Origin of the sequence: Sphingomonas phyllosphaerae 5.2, assembly GCF_000419605.1 — a bacterium.
GTDB classification, from domain to species: Bacteria; Pseudomonadota; Alphaproteobacteria; order Sphingomonadales; family Sphingomonadaceae; genus Sphingomonas; species Sphingomonas phyllosphaerae_B.
The window spans coordinates 3,603,329-3,619,026 of the sequence record NZ_ATTI01000001.1 but is presented as its reverse complement, the minus strand read 5'-3'; the positions used below and the strand labels follow the sequence as shown (position 1 = coordinate 3,619,026).

Annotated in this window: 13 protein-coding genes and 2 pseudogenes; 8 read left to right on the top strand and 7 right to left on the bottom strand. The window is 68.4% G+C overall.

All coding sequences use genetic code 11. The features are described from left to right. Positions 1 to 131: 131 nt before the first annotated feature. A pseudogene (locus SPHPHY_RS22830) lies at positions 132 to 557 on the top strand (PAS domain-containing protein); the annotation flags it as partial. Positions 558 to 677: 120 nt separating this feature from the next. After that, positions 678 to 2,339: pseudogene (locus tag SPHPHY_RS0117255) on the top strand (ATP-binding protein); the annotation flags it as partial. On the opposite strand, the gene SPHPHY_RS20545 reads toward SPHPHY_RS0117255, so the two are convergent. Further along, positions 2,327 to 3,751 (bottom strand): methyl-accepting chemotaxis protein, encoded by a 1,425-nt coding sequence (locus SPHPHY_RS20545; protein ID WP_231370449.1) that lies wholly within the window; start codon positions 3,749 to 3,751, stop codon positions 2,327 to 2,329. The pseudogene SPHPHY_RS0117255 and the gene SPHPHY_RS20545 sit on opposite strands and share 13 nt — an antisense overlap. Positions 3,752 to 3,916: 165 nt before the next feature. Here SPHPHY_RS20545 and SPHPHY_RS0117245 point away from each other — a divergent pair, with 165 nt between their 5' ends. The 3 genes from SPHPHY_RS0117245 to SPHPHY_RS0117235 are packed head-to-tail and all read left to right on the top strand — an operon-like array spanning position 3,917 to position 7,133. After that, the gene (locus SPHPHY_RS0117245; protein ID WP_022687938.1) at positions 3,917 to 5,992 is read left to right on the top strand and encodes a catalase; all 2,076 of its coding nucleotides are present in this window, start codon (positions 3,917 to 3,919) and stop codon (positions 5,990 to 5,992) included. A gap of 55 nt (positions 5,993 to 6,047) precedes the next feature. Further along, positions 6,048 to 6,671: a YbhB/YbcL family Raf kinase inhibitor-like protein gene (locus SPHPHY_RS0117240; protein WP_028057071.1), complete on the top strand. Its 624-nt coding sequence runs from the start codon at positions 6,048 to 6,050 to the stop codon at positions 6,669 to 6,671. A 3-nt stretch (positions 6,672 to 6,674) separates the two neighbouring features. Next, a complete protein-coding gene (locus SPHPHY_RS0117235) occupies positions 6,675 to 7,133 on the top strand; it encodes a DUF3429 domain-containing protein (protein ID WP_022687936.1) in 459 nt (152 codons plus the stop codon). Positions 7,134 to 7,164: 31 nt separating this feature from the next. Here the strand turns inward: SPHPHY_RS0117235 and SPHPHY_RS0117230 are convergent, their stop codons facing one another. The 3 genes from SPHPHY_RS0117230 to trmB all read right to left on the bottom strand — a co-directional run bounded on the left by SPHPHY_RS0117230 (position 7,165) and on the right by trmB (position 8,809). Then, the gene (locus SPHPHY_RS0117230; RefSeq protein WP_022687935.1) at positions 7,165 to 7,371 is read right to left on the bottom strand and encodes a hypothetical protein; all 207 of its coding nucleotides are present in this window, start codon (positions 7,369 to 7,371) and stop codon (positions 7,165 to 7,167) included. A 96-nt stretch (positions 7,372 to 7,467) separates the two neighbouring features. Continuing rightward, complete coding sequence (locus SPHPHY_RS0117225; protein WP_022687934.1) at positions 7,468 to 8,037, bottom strand: PEPxxWA-CTERM sorting domain-containing protein; 570 nt, start codon at positions 8,035 to 8,037, stop codon at positions 7,468 to 7,470. A 91-nt stretch (positions 8,038 to 8,128) separates the two neighbouring features. Next, positions 8,129 to 8,809 (bottom strand): tRNA (guanine(46)-N(7))-methyltransferase TrmB, encoded by a 681-nt coding sequence (gene trmB, locus SPHPHY_RS0117220; protein ID WP_022687933.1) that lies wholly within the window; start codon positions 8,807 to 8,809, stop codon positions 8,129 to 8,131. A gap of 47 nt (positions 8,810 to 8,856) precedes the next feature. Here trmB and SPHPHY_RS0117215 point away from each other — a divergent pair, with 47 nt between their 5' ends. Together SPHPHY_RS0117215 and SPHPHY_RS20540 are read left to right on the top strand one after the other, a co-directional pair. After that, a complete protein-coding gene (locus SPHPHY_RS0117215) occupies positions 8,857 to 9,630 on the top strand; it encodes a hypothetical protein (RefSeq protein WP_156025129.1) in 774 nt (257 codons plus the stop codon). A 57-nt stretch (positions 9,631 to 9,687) separates the two neighbouring features. Further along, positions 9,688 to 10,314, top strand: a complete 627-nt coding sequence (locus tag SPHPHY_RS20540; protein ID WP_022687931.1) for a phosphatase PAP2 family protein — start codon at positions 9,688 to 9,690, stop codon at positions 10,312 to 10,314. 249 nt (positions 10,315 to 10,563) lie between these two features. Here SPHPHY_RS20540 and metK read toward each other — a convergent pair whose 3' ends face one another. After that, positions 10,564 to 11,763: a methionine adenosyltransferase gene (gene metK / locus SPHPHY_RS0117205; protein ID WP_022687930.1), complete on the bottom strand. Its 1,200-nt coding sequence runs from the start codon at positions 11,761 to 11,763 to the stop codon at positions 10,564 to 10,566. Positions 11,764 to 11,805: 42 nt separating this feature from the next. Beyond that, positions 11,806 to 13,338, bottom strand: a complete 1,533-nt coding sequence (lnt, locus tag SPHPHY_RS0117200; RefSeq protein WP_028057069.1) for an apolipoprotein N-acyltransferase — start codon at positions 13,336 to 13,338, stop codon at positions 11,806 to 11,808. A gap of 168 nt (positions 13,339 to 13,506) precedes the next feature. Here lnt and SPHPHY_RS0117195 point away from each other — a divergent pair, with 168 nt between their 5' ends. Then, entirely contained in the window at positions 13,507 to 13,809 is a 303-nt protein-coding gene (locus tag SPHPHY_RS0117195; protein ID WP_022687928.1) for a polyhydroxyalkanoic acid system family protein, read from the top strand. 348 nt (positions 13,810 to 14,157) lie between these two features. Here the strand turns inward: SPHPHY_RS0117195 and SPHPHY_RS0117190 are convergent, their stop codons facing one another. Further along, entirely contained in the window at positions 14,158 to 15,486 is a 1,329-nt protein-coding gene (locus tag SPHPHY_RS0117190; RefSeq protein ID WP_022687927.1) for a PQQ-dependent sugar dehydrogenase, read from the bottom strand. Positions 15,487 to 15,698: the final 212 nt, after the last annotated feature.

Sequence of the window (15,698 nt, the reverse complement as noted above, 5' to 3'; positions counted from 1 at the left end):
ACGTCATCGGACGCACGAGTGGCGGGGAAGATCGACACCCCGCGTGACTTGGGAAGCCCGTGAAAAACGACCGAGGCGGAGCCGGGACCATAAGGTCCGATCACGCTGCCAACGCCTCGATACCGTGCCAAATGGCCGATCGCGGCACAAAAGTCAAGCCGACGGCAGGTGCGCGATTGCGCGCAACCGACGATGCCGTGTCGCGTTCGCCTCCGGCTATGTCCGACAATCCTTCGCTATCACCACGTTACTTGCCCGATGCCCCGGCCGTTGGCCGGTGGGACTGGGATATCATCGCGGACCGCGTCACCTCCGACGCGGGCTTCGCGCAGCTATATGGCGTCGATCCGGCGCAGGCCGTGGCCGGGGCGCCGATCGCCGCGTTCTTCGAAGGGATCGCGCCGGCCGACCTGCCCGGCGTGCAGGCGGCGATCGCGCACAGCCTCGCGACCGGCGACCCGTTCGAGGAGGAGTATCGGGTCCATGCGGGCGGCCGATGGCGCTGGGTGGCGGCGCAAGGTCGGGTCGATCGCGACGAAGATGGCCGCGTGACGCATTTTCCGGGGATCAGCTTCGACGTCGACATGCGCAAGCGGGCCGAATTGCGGCTGGCGGCGCTGGTCGAGTTGGGCGACCGATTGCGCGAACCGGGTGACGCGGGCGATCTCGCGCTGGCGGCGGCGCGCGTGCTGGGCGCCACGCTGGAGGTCAGCCGCGCCGGCTACGGCATCGTCGATCCGGTCGCGGAGACGATCACCACCGAGCGCGCCTTCTGTGCCGAGGGCGTCGCCCCGTTGCCGGGCGTGCTGCACTTCCGCGATTACGGCAGCTACATCGAGGACCTGAAGCGCGGCGTGACGGTGGCGATCGGCGACGTGCGCGAGGACGACCGCACCCGCGATACCGCGGATGGGCTGCGGCAATTGGCGGCGATGTCGTTCATCAACATGCCGGTGACCGAACAAGGCGGGTTCGTCGCACTCCTTTATCTCAACCATGCCGAGCCACGCGAGTGGCTAGAGGAGGAACTGGCCTTCGTTCGCGAGGTGGCGGAGCGGACGCGCCACGCGGTCGAACGCCGCCGTGCGGAACGCGAACTGGCCGACCTCAACGAGCGACTTGAGCAGGAGGTCGAGACCCGTACCGCCGCGCTGATGGCGGTCGAGGAGCAATTGCGGCAGGCGCACAAGATGGAGGCGGTCGGGCAGCTGACCGGCGGGCTGGCGCACGATTTCAACAACTTGCTGACCGGCATCTCCGGCGCGCTGGAGATGATGCAGATCCGCGTGTCGCAGGGGAGGATCGGCGAACTGGATCGCTACGTGGTCGCCGCGCAGGGCGCCACGCGGCGTGCGGCGGCGCTCACGCACCGGCTGCTCGCCTTTTCCCGTCGCCAGACGCTCGATCCGCGCCCCACCGACGTGAACCGGCTGGTGGCGGGAATGGAGGAACTGATCCACCGTACCCTGGGGCCGGGGATCGCGCTGGAGGTGGTCGGCACTGCCGGGCTGTGGAACACGCTGGTCGATCCAAACCAGCTCGAGAATGCGCTGCTCAACCTGTGCATCAACGCGCGCGACGCGATGCCCGAGGGCGGGCGCGTGACGATCGAGACTGCCAATCGCTGGCTGGATGAGCGTGCCGCGCGCCCGCGCGACTTGCCACCGGGCCAGTATCTCTCGCTATGCGTCAGCGACACCGGCACCGGCATGACACCGGAGGTGCAGGCGCGCGCCTTCGACCCGTTCTACACCACGAAGCCACAGGGCGAGGGCACCGGGCTCGGCCTGTCGATGATCTACGGCTTCGCGCGCCAGTCAGGCGGGCAGGTGCGAATCTATAGCGAGCCGGACGCGGGCACGACGGTGTGCATCTACCTGCCGCGGCATCATGGCGCGCCCAGCGACGAGGAAGAGGCGACGTTGCCGCTCGACCGCGCACCGCCCTCGCTGGGGCTGCCGACGGTGCTGGTGGTCGATGACGAACCGACCGTGCGGATGCTGGTGATCGAGGTGCTCGACGAACTCGGCTATACCGTGCTTGAGGCGGGCGACGGCGCCGCGGCGGTGCGTATCCTGGACAGCGGCATCCAGCCGGACCTGCTGGTCACCGACGTGGGTCTGCCGGGCGCGATGAACGGCCGGCAGGTGGCGGACGCGGCGCTGACGCGCTTCCCGACGCTGCGCGTGCTGTTCATCACCGGCTATGCCGAGAATGCGGTGATCGGCAGCGGACAGCTGGACCCGCACGTGGCGCTGCTCACGAAACCGTTCACGATGGAAGGGCTGGCGTCGAAGGTGCGGGCGCTGCTGGCCGACGTGCAGGATCATCGGGGCTGACCGTGATCGCGGATCCGGGCGGGTCCCGCGTCGGCCACGAGGACGGTGGCGCTGGATTGTAGGTCTTCCTGCGCGATGTCTGCCGGCCAGGGCGGCGCATCAAGCTCGCCCAGGAACCCGGTGATGCCGGCCTCCGCCGCGGCGGCGAGCGCCGCCAGCCGCTCGGCGAGCGCGCGCATCGCCGCGGCATCGTCGCCGGCTTCCTGCGCGCGATCGAGCATGTCGGCGACGTTGCCCTCGATTTCGGTGGCGGCGACGCTTGCCTCGGCGACGTTGGCGCCGATCTCGCGTCCGACGGCGCCCTGATCGCGCACTGCCGCGATCACGCTGGCGGACAGCTGCTCCATCGCGCCGACCGCGTCCGCGATCCCGGAATGCCCGTCCGACACCGTCGCGATCGCGGTACGGATGTGTGCGACATGGCCGGCGATCCCGCGCGCGGCGGTGCGGGTCTGCGTGGCGAGCGCCTTCACCTCGCCCGCGACCGCGGTGAAGCCGAGCCCGGCATTCCCCGTTCGCGCGCATTCGATCGCGGCGTTGAGCGCGAGCATCCCGGTCTGCTGCGCGATCGTGTCGATCTGCGCGCTCACGGCGGCGATCGCCTCCGCAGCTTGCGTCAGCGCGGCGATCTGTTGCGCGCTCGACCGGGTGCGCGTCACCGCCCGGCAGGTCGCCTCCTCGGCGGCGCGCATCCGTTGCTCCACCGCGTCGAGCGCGCCTGCGAAGTCCTGCGCCCGCGCGGCGATCGCCTGAAGATTCATTGCCGCACCGCCGGTCGCGATCGCCACCGCGCCGGTGCGGGTGTCGATCACGGCGGCGCGGTCGGCGATCCGCTGCGAGGCGGTGTCGACGTGGCGCGAGACCTCGCCCAGTCCGTCGATCATCGCGCGACCGCGTTCGCGAAAGCCAAGGGCGGCGTGCTCGATACGCGCCGCGCGCTCCCGCTCCGCCGCCTGCGTCCGCCCGGCTTGCTCGGCGGCGATCCGCAACAGGCGCGGCTGATCGACGATCCCGGCGAAGCGCCCGGCGCGCGTCAGGATCAGTCCCTCGGCGTTCGCGATCGCGCGCCATGCGGTCAGCGCCGCGAAGGCCGGCATCCCGATCTCGACCGTCGGGCATGGCAGCATCTTGCCCGCTACGCCCATCGACAGCCCGCGATTGCTGAGCAGCGCGTGGCCGAACGGGCTGAACAGCAGCGCGCGCATGTCGCGCTCCAGCAGCGCGCCGCACGGACGGTCGTGCGCATCGACGATCGCGATCATCCGCACGTCGGGTGTCGCGCGCAGCAGCGTGACCGCATCGAGCAGCGCCGCGTCGCGCGGCAGCTTGCTGGCGTCGGTCGCCCAATCGGCGGCGACGACGTCCCCCGATCGCCCGGTCGTGATCGTTGCAGGCAGGGCGCGGAAGGCCATCGTCATGCCCGTGGGCCTAGCCCAGGTACGTAAACGCAGACTTTACCGGGCGTGACACTGGTGTGAATGAGTCGCTTTCCTGCGGAACCGCACCGCCTCGCCAGCCCTTTCATCTTCGCGAGAGCGCGGGCCGATGCCGGCCGGTCTCGAGCGCGAGGATTCTGCATGACCGATACCATCACCCGCCCTGCCGGCAACGGCGGCGAGACGCATCAGATTACGGATGCCGATCATCCGGTGCTGACCACCAACCACGGCATGCCGGTGTCGGACAACCAGAACCAGCTGAAGGTCGGCGCGCGCGGGCCGGTGCTGCTGGAGGACGAAGTCTATCGCGAGAAGATGAACCACTTCGACCATGAGCGCATCCCGGAGCGGATCGTCCATGCGCGCGGTTCGGCCGCCCACGGTTACTTCGAGTGCACCGACAGCCTGGCCGACATCACCCGTGCGGACCTGTTCGGCAAGAAGGGCCAGCGCACCGAGGTGTTCACGCGCTTCTCGACCGTCGCCGGCGGCGCGGGCTCGGTCGATACGCCGCGCGACGTGCGTGGTTTCGCCGTGAAATTCTACACGCGCGAGGGAAATTGGGATCTGGTCGGCAACAACATCCCGGTCTTCTTCATCCAGGACGCGATGAAGTTCCCCGACCTGATCCATGCCGCCAAGATGGAGGCCGATCGCGGTTATCCGCAGGCGGCGACCGCGCACGATACGTTCTGGGATTTCATCTCGTTGATGCCCGAATCCACCCACATGATCATGTGGGCGATGTCGGACCGCACGCTGCCGCGCAGCTTTGCGACGATGGAGGGGTTCGGCATCCACACCTTCCGCTTCGTCAACGCGGAGGGCAAGAGCACCTTCGTCAAGTTCCACTGGAAGCCGCGCGCCGGGCTCGCCTCGACGATCTGGGACGAGACGGTGAAGATCGCCGGCGCCGATCCCGATTTCCAGCGCCGCGACCTCTTCGAGCGGATCGGGCGCGGCGACTATCCCGAATGGGATCTGGGCGTGCAGTTGTTCGACGAGGAATTCGCGAACAGCCAGCCGTATGACGTGCTCGACGCAACCAAGATCATCCCCGAGGAAGTCCTGCCGGTCCGGATCGTCGGCAAGATGGTGCTCGATCGCTATCCCGACAATTTCTTCGCCGAGACGGAGCAGGTCGCCTTCTGCCCCAGCCACATGGTGCCGGGCATCGATCATTCGAACGATCCGCTGCTGCAGGGCCGGCTGTTCAGTTATCAGGACACGCAGATCAAGCGGCTGGGTTCGACCAACTGGCATCAGCTGCCGATCAATCAGGCGAAGGGCCGCGAAGGCTGTCCGTTCATGAACATGCAGCGCGACGGGCATATGCAGATGCAAGTGCCCAAGGGCCGCGCCAATTACGAGCCGAACAGCCTGCACCTGGCCGGCGAAGCCGGTGGCCCGCGCGAGGATCCGAACGGCTTCAAGACGTTCCCGGCCGAGGAAGCCGGGCAGAAGCTTCGCATCCGAGCAGAGAGCTTCGCCGACCATTATTCGCAGGCGCGACTGTTCTGGCGATCGATGGACAAGGCCGAGCAGGCGCACATCGCCTCGGCATTCGTGTTCGAGTTGAGCAAGGTCTCGCTCCCGCACATCCGCACCACGCAGCTTTCCAACCTGCGCAACGTCGACGAGGAACTTGCGCAGCGCGTCGCCGATGGCCTCGCGATGAAGTTGCCGGCGGCCGCGCCGACCAGCGCCCCGGTGCTCGACATGGCGCCGTCGCCGGCATTGCGCATCGTGCGCGGCCCGCTGGAGAAGCACACGCTGGAGGGCCGCACCGTAGGCATCCTGTTCGCCGACGGCACCGATCGCGAGGAGTTCGAGACGACGATCGCGGCGGTGAAGGCGGCGGGCGGCCATCCGCTGACGATCGCGCCCAAGGTCGGCGCGGTGCCGCTGTCGGACGGCACGACGGTACAGGCGGATGCGCAGCTGTTCGGCCAACCCTCGGTCACGGTCGATGCCTGCGCGGTGATCCTGGCGGCGCCGGCCTGCGCGAAACTGGTGAAGGAAGGCGCGGCGGTGCAATGGGTGATGGACGCCTTCGGACACCTGAAGGCGATCGGCCACAACGACGCCGCGAAGCCGCTGCTCGACAAGGCCGGCGTCGAACCCGATGCTGGCGTCACCGACCTGGAGGCGTTCGTCGACGCCGCCAAGCAGCGTTACTGGGATCGTGAGCCGAACGTCCGCACGCTCGCGTGAATCCGATCGCCGGCCTCTTGCGAGGCCGGCGGTCACCGCCTTGGGAGAGAAGCTGATGCTCGAACACGTGCCGCACTGGCTCGGCAGCCTGATGCACAACGTCCGCGCGGGCCACGCCAAGCTGGCGATCGTGCAGGACGGGATCGTCGCCGGCGACGCGCGGCTCGAAGTGAGCAGCATCGCATTCGCGAACGGTGCGCGGTTGCCCGAGCGCTTCACCGCGGATGGCGAGGGCGTGTCGCCGCCACTTGCATGGCGCGGCGTGCCCGCGGGTACGGCGGCGCTGGCGTTGCTGGTGGAGGATCCGGACGCCCCGGCCCCCAATCCGCTCGTCCATGCTGTGGTATGGAACCTGCCGCCTGAAGACGGTGCGCTGCCCGAAGGTGCGATCGCACCGGACGGCCATGGTCGGTTCGACGGATCGGATGTCGGGCGCAACAGCTACAGCCAGGAAGGCTGGCTTCCACCCGATCCGCCGACCGGCCACGGCAGCCACGACTATGTCTTCCAGCTCTTCGCGCTGAGCGAAGCCGCGCCGGTGGACGTCAATCCCGGGCGCAGCGACCTGCTGGAGGCGATCCGTGGCCGGGTGCTTGCCGCCGGCATATTGGTCGGCACCTATTCGCGCGGCGAGGAGGTGCCGGTCGGCGCCGTGCCGGCGACTCCGCAGGCGATCTGAGCGGTGAGCGACATCCGCTTGCGTGCCCCGCCGCTGGCACTTGGTGGTGCGGGCTTGTTGCCGCAGGTCGCTTGCGTATTGCTGGCGCTCGCGCGGGCAGACGCGCGGATGGCGGCGGCGGTGGTCGGCGGCGGCTATGCCGCGCTGATCCTGTCGTTCCTCGGCGGGATGTGGTGGATGCAGGCGCTGTGCCGCAGCGATGCGCGGTGGTGGCCCTACGCACTGGCGGTCGCGCCGAGCCTGATCGCCTGGGGCGCGATCGTGGCGGCCGTGTTGGGGGCGGCATCACCGGTGACAGCGCTGGCGGTGCTGGCGGTGGCTTTGCTCGCCAGTCCGCTCGGCGACCGTGCGGTCGGATCGCTGATGGGCGAGGTGCCGGCCTGGCGACGCTTGCGCCACTTGTTGTCGGGCGGGCTCGGCGCGCTGACCTTGCTGCTCTCGGCGCTCGCCGGGCGCGGGTGACGCCCGCCGCGGCGGGCGGGCGTCGTCGTCATCAGTGCTTGCGCGCTGCCGCGGCCTTTTTCGCATAATGATGGTGCGCGACCATGCAGCCCGCGGCTGCGCCGGCCAGTCCGTGGCCCTTGCCCATCATATGCCCGGCGACCCCGCCGGCAGCCGCACCGCGCAGGCACCCTTTGGCCGAGGCGGGCGCGGCCATGAGGACGGTAGCGGCCAATGTGGCGGCGATGATGGGACGCATCTTCTCTCTCCTTGGTGGATCGGGAGAAGATAGGCGTGCCATCACGATAGTCCCGTTACAAACAGGACAGTTTCAGCAGCGGTCGGTCGCGGAAGGTCAGGCGAGCGCGACGCGCGGCGCGGCGACCTTGCGGCGACGCAGCGCATGACCGACAACGCCGAAGCCGAGGATCATCAGCGCCCAGGTCGTCGGTTCCGGCACCGCAGCGGTCTGGTCGATCTGCACCTGCAACGACCCGTTGGGCAGGAACGAAACACCGGACAGGTCCAGGGTCAGGAATCCGTCGTCATCCAGCGTCAGCTTCGATGCATCGAAGTTGGAGACGCCGTTCGTCGCGCCGAGCGACACCGAGGTGAACGGCACGGTATCGCCGCGGAATTGTACGAAGGTTTCCGGCAGCAACTCGAAACCGTCCGGCAAGTCCGAGTTGTTGGCGTTGCTGAGCGTCAGCGAACCGGTGGCGAAGTCCGCCAGCAGGATGATGCCGAACTCGCCGAAGGACAGCCCGAACTCTGCACCTGCTCCGACCTTCACGAACGGATCCTCGGGACACTCGAGGTTGAGCGCCCCGCAAGTCACCACGTCACCCAAGGACGGCGCGGCGATTGCGGGGTTGGTGACGGCGGCGGTCAGAAGCGCCAGGCCGGTCAGAAGCAGCTTTTTCATGTTTCTCCCTTTCGTCGACCGATCGCGGAAGGCCGGCCTTAACGGGATCTTACATGAAGAGGTTAACGAAGCATTAAGAATTAACGATCGATCAGACGCGGACGTACCTGAAATACCACACTTCGTGCCCGTGCCGCCGCGCCTTGCGTTCGTAGCGCGTCTCTGGCCAGTCCGCCGGGCGTTCCTGGAAATCGTGCGGGCCGCTCGCTTGCCAGTCGAAATCGCGCCGCTGGTTCATCACCATCATCGACCAGCGGCAATAGGTGGGGTCGTCCGTGCCCAGCCGGAACTCCGCGCCCGCCTTCAGCTTGGAGGCGATCAGATCGAGCGGACCGTGGTTCATCATCCGGCGCTTGGCATGCCGCGCCTTGGGCCAGGGATCGGGATGCAGCAGATAGACCCGCTCCAGCGATGCGTCGGGTAGCCGCTCGACCACTTCAAGCGCGTCGCCCATATGGATGCGGACATTGTCCAGCGCGCCGTCGCGGACATGGCCGAGCGCGCCGACCACGCCGTTGAGGAACGGCTCGCATCCGATGAAGCCGGTGCCGGGCGCCGCGGCTGCCTGTGCGGCGAGGTGCTCGCCTGCGCCGAAACCGATCTCGACCTGCATCGGCCGCGCGTCGCCGAACAGCCGTGTCGCGTCGAGCGCGCACTGTTCGGGGACGGCGATGCGCGGCAGCAATTCCTCGACCAGCGCCGCCTGTCCGGCGCGCAATGCATGGCCCTGACGCCGGCCGTACAGGCGGCGGATCGTTGTGGGATCGTTCATCCACGCGCGCCTAGCCCAGGCGCGCGCGAAACGGAACGGAGGAAGCGATGCGGACGTGGTGGAGCGGTGTGGCGGTGACGGCGATCATGGCGGCGGCGGTCGCCGGGCCGGCGTGGTCGCAATTGTCGAGCCCGCGGTCGATCTCGATGCTGGAGAGCGACGGTGCGTGGACGCCGGCGGTGTTCGTCTGCGATTCGGTCGACCGCGATCGCGTGCTGGTGCTCTCGCCGCCCGACCGGCAGCGGACCGCGACGTTGACCAGCCTGTCGAAACCCGGGCTCGTCCGCTATCAGGTGCGCGTCCGGGTCGGCGCAGGCGATCCCGGGGCGGGGCAGATCCATTATCCGCTGACCAACGAGGCCGGCCGCGACGTCGGCAACGTCCATGCGGTCAATCCCGGCATGGTCGAACCCGGCGCGACGACGCCGTCGGTCACTTCCGTCACCTGGGGCCGCGACACCACCGGCTGCCGCTTCGCCCCGCAGACGCGCGTGCTGGGCGTGACCGGCAAGCGCTCGATCCAGGTGACGCGCAGCGATCGCGACGGCTTCGTCTATCACAGCTACAACCACGACACCGACCTGCCGGTCGTCGAGCAGCCATGGGGCGGACGCGATACGCGCACGTCGCTGACGATCGCCGGCGGTCGGCTGGTCGACGAGCGTGACGGGCGGCGCGTCTATCAGTTCGCGAACGGCGGCTATGTCTACCGCGTGCTCGCCTCGGTCGATCCGGCGAAGGGCGGGGGCGGGGTGCAGGTGTGGCGCGACGGACGGATGGTGCTGTCCGAGCGCTTCGCCGCCTATACCGCTGCGTCGTGACCGGGACCGAATGGCAGCGCGGGTCGTTGGCACGCGGATAACCACCGGAGCAGCGTGATGGGCAAGAAGAAGAAGGCATTGCGCGCGGCCGCCGAGCGCGAGCATGACGCGCACGGTCCGGCGCGCGCACTTGCCGCCATGGGAGCGATGCGCGCACTTGCGCCGATCGCGAAGGCCACTGACGAGCCGCCGCTGCTGGCACTCGGGCTCGGCACGCTGGCGATCGGCGCGGTGCTGCGCCGCCCGGCATTGGCGCGCAGCGGGGCACGTATGGTGAGCAGCCACCTGCTGGCCACGGGATTGAAGACCGTGCTGAAGGCCGGGGTAGATCGCGCGCGGCCGAACGTGGCGGGTGCCAGCCCCGTGCTGGAGAAAGGCCATGGGACCGAAGATACCGATCTGAACGCCTTCCCGTCCGGCCACACCGCCGGCGCGGTCGCGATCGCGCAGTCGATCGGGCGCGAGGTGCCCGCGGCGGCGGGCGTCGCGAAACTCGTGGCGGGAACCGCAGGTGCGGTGCAGGTCGCGCGTGGCGCGCATTACACCAGTGACGTCGTGGCCGGTGCGGTGATCGGCTGGCTTTCCGAGCGTGTGGCAAGCTGGGCGATCGATGCCGCCGCGCGGCTCGTCGAGACGCGGCGCGACACCAATGCCGAGGCCGAGGTGGAGGCACACCCGAGCTGACGGGAGCGAGGGGTGCGCAGGCTTCGCTCGTCTAAACGTGCTGCGAGCGACCGGTTGCGTTCGCGTAACAGGTCGATCCCGCCGCGATCGGCACGCTAGAAGCGCCGCGTCCCATCGGGAACGCGGCGCCATAGAATAGATCGCCATCTACCGACTCTCGACCCCGGACGTGGTCCGGGCTGCCGCCACTTGTCGACAACGGCAGAAGCGAAACCCCGGCTCAAGGACGGGGTGACGCTGTCGATCGGCTCAGGCGACAGCCTGCTTCAGCGCGTCGACCAGATCGGTCTTTTCCCACGTGAACAAATCGCCCTCGGCGTCGCGACCAAAGTGGCCGTACGCCGCCGTCTTCGAGTAGATCGGCTTGTTGAGCTTCAAATGCTCGCGAATGCCCTTGGGGGTCAGCCGCACCAGCTGCGGCAGCGCCACCTCCAGCTTCGCCTCGTCGACGGTACCGGTGCCGTGCAGGTCGACATAGACCGACAGCGGCTCGGCGACGCCGATCGCGTAGGACAGCTGGATCGTGCAGCGCTTGGCGAGCCCGGCCGCGACGACATTCTTCGCCAGATAGCGCGCGACATAGGCGGCCGAGCGATCGACCTTCGTCGGGTCCTTGCCGCTGAATGCGCCGCCGCCGTGCGGAGCCGCGCCGCCATAGGTGTCGACGATGATCTTGCGCCCGGTAAGCCCGGCGTCGCCGTCCGGTCCGCCGATCTCGAACAGCCCGGTAGGATTGACGTAGATCGCCTTCTCTTCCGGCAGCCAGCCTTGCGGCAACACGTCCGCGAACACGCCCTTGACGTAGTCGCGCAGCTTGGCCTGGCCCTCGGCGTTCGACAGCTCGGCGCTGTGCTGGGTCGACACGACCAGCGCCACTGCCTTCACCGGTACGCCATTCTCATATTGCAGCGTCACCTGGCTCTTGGCGTCAGGCTCCAGGAACGGGGCCGCGCCCGAGTGGCGATCCGCCGCCATGCGCTCGAGGATCTTGTGGCTGTAATAAAGCGTGGCGGGCATCAGGCCCGGCGTCTCGTCGGTCGCGTAACCGAACATGATGCCCTGGTCGCCGGCGCCCTCGTCCTTGTTGCCGCTCTCGTCCACGCCCATCGCGATGTGCGCCGACTGGCCGTGCAGTTCGTTCAGGAACTTGAACTCGTTCCAGTGGAAGCCCGACTGCTCGTACCCGATGCGCTTCACGGTCGCGCGGACGGTGGCCTCGATCTCTTCCTCGATGCCCGGTGCCCATTGGTCGTTCTCGTACACGCCCTTGCCGCGGATCTCGCCCGCCAGCACCACCAGCTGCGTGGTGGTCAGCGTTTCGCAGGCGACGCGCGCCTCGGGATCCTTCGACAGGAACAGGTCGACGATCGAGTCCGAAATCTGATCGGCGACCTTGTCGGGGTGACCTTCGGACACCGACTCGGACGTGAAGATGAACGACTGACGCATGGAAGCTCCGGGAGATAACGATATAAAGATAGCTTTATGTCGTTACCGCGATCGGCGGCGCAACGCAAATGCGACGATGCACAGCATCGCCCCGACCAACAGCGCCGCCCAGTTCCCGAGCCGCGCGAACGGCGTCGGGGCGTGCGCCGGAGGGATCGGCACGACCACCGCGCCGCCGACATGATGCGCGACGGTGCCGAGCAGCGCGCCGTCGGCGCCGATCACCGCGGAGATGCCGTTCGGTGTCGCGCGCACCACCGGCAATCCTTCCTCGATCGCGCGCAGCCGCGCCTGCGCCAGATGCTGCGGCGGACCCCATGTGCCGAACCACGCATCGTTGGAGGGATTGAAGATCAGCCGCGGGCGATGCGCGGGATCGACGGTCTGCCCGGAGAAGATGATCTCGTAGCAGAGCTGCATCCCGATCGCGCCGAACCTGGGCACGGACATCGTGCGCGGCCCCGGGCCGGGTGCGAAGTCCATGTCGCCGGGCACCAGCCGCGACAGCCCGAGTGGCTTGAGCAGCCACGGCAGCGGCAGATACTCGCCGTACGGCACCAGATGCGCCTTGTCGTAGCGCCCGCGGATGCGCCCGCGTGCGTCGAGCGCGAAAACCGAATTGCTCGCGGTGGTCACGTCCCCTTTCGCATCGAATTGCAACGCGGTGCCGCCGGTCAGCAGCATGTCGCGCGGGCCCAGCACCGACGCCATCCGCGTCCGCGTCAGCCACGGGCTGGTGTTGCCATAGACCCAGAACGGATAATCGTCCTCGATGAAGTCGCGGATCACGCCTTCGGGCCACATCACCAGCCGCGGTGCGCCGCCCGGCACGCCGGACAGGCGCAGCAGCCGCGCGAGCATCATCGCCTGATCGCTCTCGCCGCGCTGGTCCTGCGGCACGTTGGGCTGGACGACGACGAGGCGCGGCGCGTCGGCGGTCGGCGGGGCGGTCGGCGTGCGATAGCTGAGCAGCGGCGCGCCGGTCGCGATCATTGCGATCACCATCACCGGTATGGCGCGCGCCTTGCCGTGCATTAGCAGCAACGCCCCGGCTGCCGCCACCGTCAGCCCCGACAGGGCATAGGTGCCGACCAGCGTCGCCAGCCATGCGACCGGCTGTACCGGCACCCACATCACCGCCAGCGGATCCCATGCGTAGCCGGTGAACAGCCAGCTGCGCATCCATTCGGTCAGGATCCACGCCGCGCCGAACAGCAGCACGAACCCGGCATCGACGCGCCCGCCGCGCACCCGCCACGCCAGCCCGGCCGCGATCGCCGGGAACACCGCCAGATACAGCGCCAGTGCGATCGGCGCGGCATAGCCCAGCCAATGCGGCATCTGATCCTGGAAGGTGAAGGCGTGCTGGAACCAATTGTCGTTGATCGTGAAATGGCCGACCCCGAACGCCCAGCCGCGCCACAACGCCTGTCGCATCGTCGGTGCGGCGTGGACCAGCGCGATCCACCCCGCGAAACACGCGAGCGTCAGCCACCACAATTGCAGCGGCGCGAACCCGCACGCCGCGGCGGCACCCAGCAGCAGCGCGGCCGACGCGGGGTAGCGCCGCGGCAGCGCATCGACGAACGAACGATCGGGCAGGGGAGGCTTCCTTGACGCGCTGGTAATTGACGACTTCCTGCGACGTCGCGCGCGCCGCCGCAAGCCACGGCGATACGTAGGGCGTGACGATGACGGTTGCGAGGCGTATCATCGCAGCATGAGACGTCACGGAACCATGGCATGAGCACCCCGATCGAAGTCGACTTGCCGCATCAACTCGGCGTCGCCGGCGCACGCACGCGCATCGAGGGCGGGTTCGAGAAGCTGGCCGGCTATATTCCCGGCGGGCACGTCAGCGAGCATCGCTGGGACGGCGACACGCTGCATTTCGTCGTGGAGGGCATGGGCCAGCGCGTCGCAGTGCGGCTCGACGTGACCGACCGGAACGTCCACGCCTTGTTCGAGCTGCCGGGCCTGCTCGGGATGTTCGGCGAGCAGTTGCGCGCAAAGCTGCAGAAGGACGGGCCGAAGCTGCTGGCGTAATGGCTGGCATCCGAAGCGGGATGGGATGACGTTGGTCGGTCATCGCGAGCATAACGAAGCAATCCGGAGCGTGCTGGTCCGGAACCGCATTGCTTCGCCCGGTTCGCAACAACGTCTGGCGTCGGGTTCGTACCGTTCGGACATCCCGTCGATTACGTGCACCGCCGCCGGACCCTCCCCTTGAGCGGCAGCGAAGGATCGCTGCGTCGTCCTTCATCTTCAGCTGGCACAAAAGCGGCAGCCTACCTCAGCCGCCTTGCCGCACGCGACGGACATGGGCCCTCCCTGCGCAGGGGGCGAAGGTGATGCAGGCGAGCGGAGCGATCCAGACTCCGCCGAGGTGTAACGTCAGCTACCTGCGCCGACCCGCCAGATCGAATTGCCGACATCGTCCGCCACCAGCAGCGCGCCGCCCTTGTCGACGATCACTGCGACCGGCCGGCCATGCGCATCGCCGTCGGCGTTGACGAACCCGGTCAACACGTCGGTCGGCTTCGCGCCCTTCACCGGCCAGCCGTTGGCGTCGAACGGCACGAACACCACCTTGTAGCCGGACAACGGCTTGCGATTCCACGATCCGTGCTCGCCGATAAACGCGCCCCGCGCGAAGCGGTCGCCCAGCTTGGCGCCATCCGCGAACGTCAGCCCCAATGCGGCGACGTGCGGCCCCAGCGCGTAATCGGGACGCTTCGCATATTGCTGCAATTGCGGATTTCGCGGTTCGACGCGCGTGTCGATATAGCCGCCCCAATAATACCACGGCCATCCGAAGTGATCGCCCAGTTCCACCGCGGTCAGGTAGTCCGGGACGAGGTCGGAGCCGAGCATGTCGCGCTCGTTGACGACCGTCCACAGCCGATTGGTGCCGGGGACCAGCGCCATGCCGTTGGCGTTGCGGATGCCGGTCGCGAACACGCGGAACTTCTTCTGGTCGGGATAGACCTGCAGGATCGCGGCGCGGTTGCGCTCGGCGTCGAGGCCGTTATCGGCGATGTTCGTGGCCGAGCCGACCGAGACGTACAACGTCTTGCCGTCCTCGGCGACGATCACGTTGCGCGACCAATGGTTGCCGCCACCGGGATAGGTGACGACCGTCTCGGGCTTCGCGTCGATCTTCGTCGCGCCGTCGCGATACGGCACCCGCACCAGCGCGTCGGTGTTCGCGACGTAGAGCTGGCCGTTCAGCAGCGCCATGCCCGACGGCGAGTTCAACCCCGTCATGAACGCCGTCTTCAACTCCGCCACGCCATCGCCGTTCGCGTCGCGCAGCAGCGTGATCCGGTTGGCGGAGGGTACGCCTGCGCCGACCTTGCCGAGCAGGTGGCGCATCACCCAGCCCTTGATGCCGCCACCTTCGCGCGGCGGCGAATTGGTTTCGGCGACCAGCACGTCGCCGTTGGGCAGGCGATAGAGCCAGCGCGGATGCTGGAGCCCGGTCGCGAACGCGGCGACTTTCAGGCCAGCCGCCACGGCCGGTGCCTCACCGGCCTTCCAGCCGATCGGGTCGGCGGTCTCGACGGTCGGTACGACCTGTTCGCGCGCTGCGCCGATCGTCGGGCGCGCGCCGGTGACGGCCGCGATGTCGACGCGCGCCTTGTCGGGCCAGGAAAGGTACAGGAAGATCGCGACGCCCAAGGCGACGAGCAGGCCAATGACGGCAAGAACGTGTTTGCGCATGACCCCGAATGTAGGGCCTCGGGCAGGGCAACGCCACCGCGATCGTCGCGACGGATCGGGTAGCGTGGGCGGTCGTCATCGTGAGCGGAATGGCGCGATCGCAGACGCGCGGTCCGGCGGATCGCCTCGCCGCCATCCCGGCGGCACCCGGTTGGTCGCCGGGGCGGGCTCGACCGAGATTCCCCGGTCGCCCCGGCTTACGTCCGCGGAAT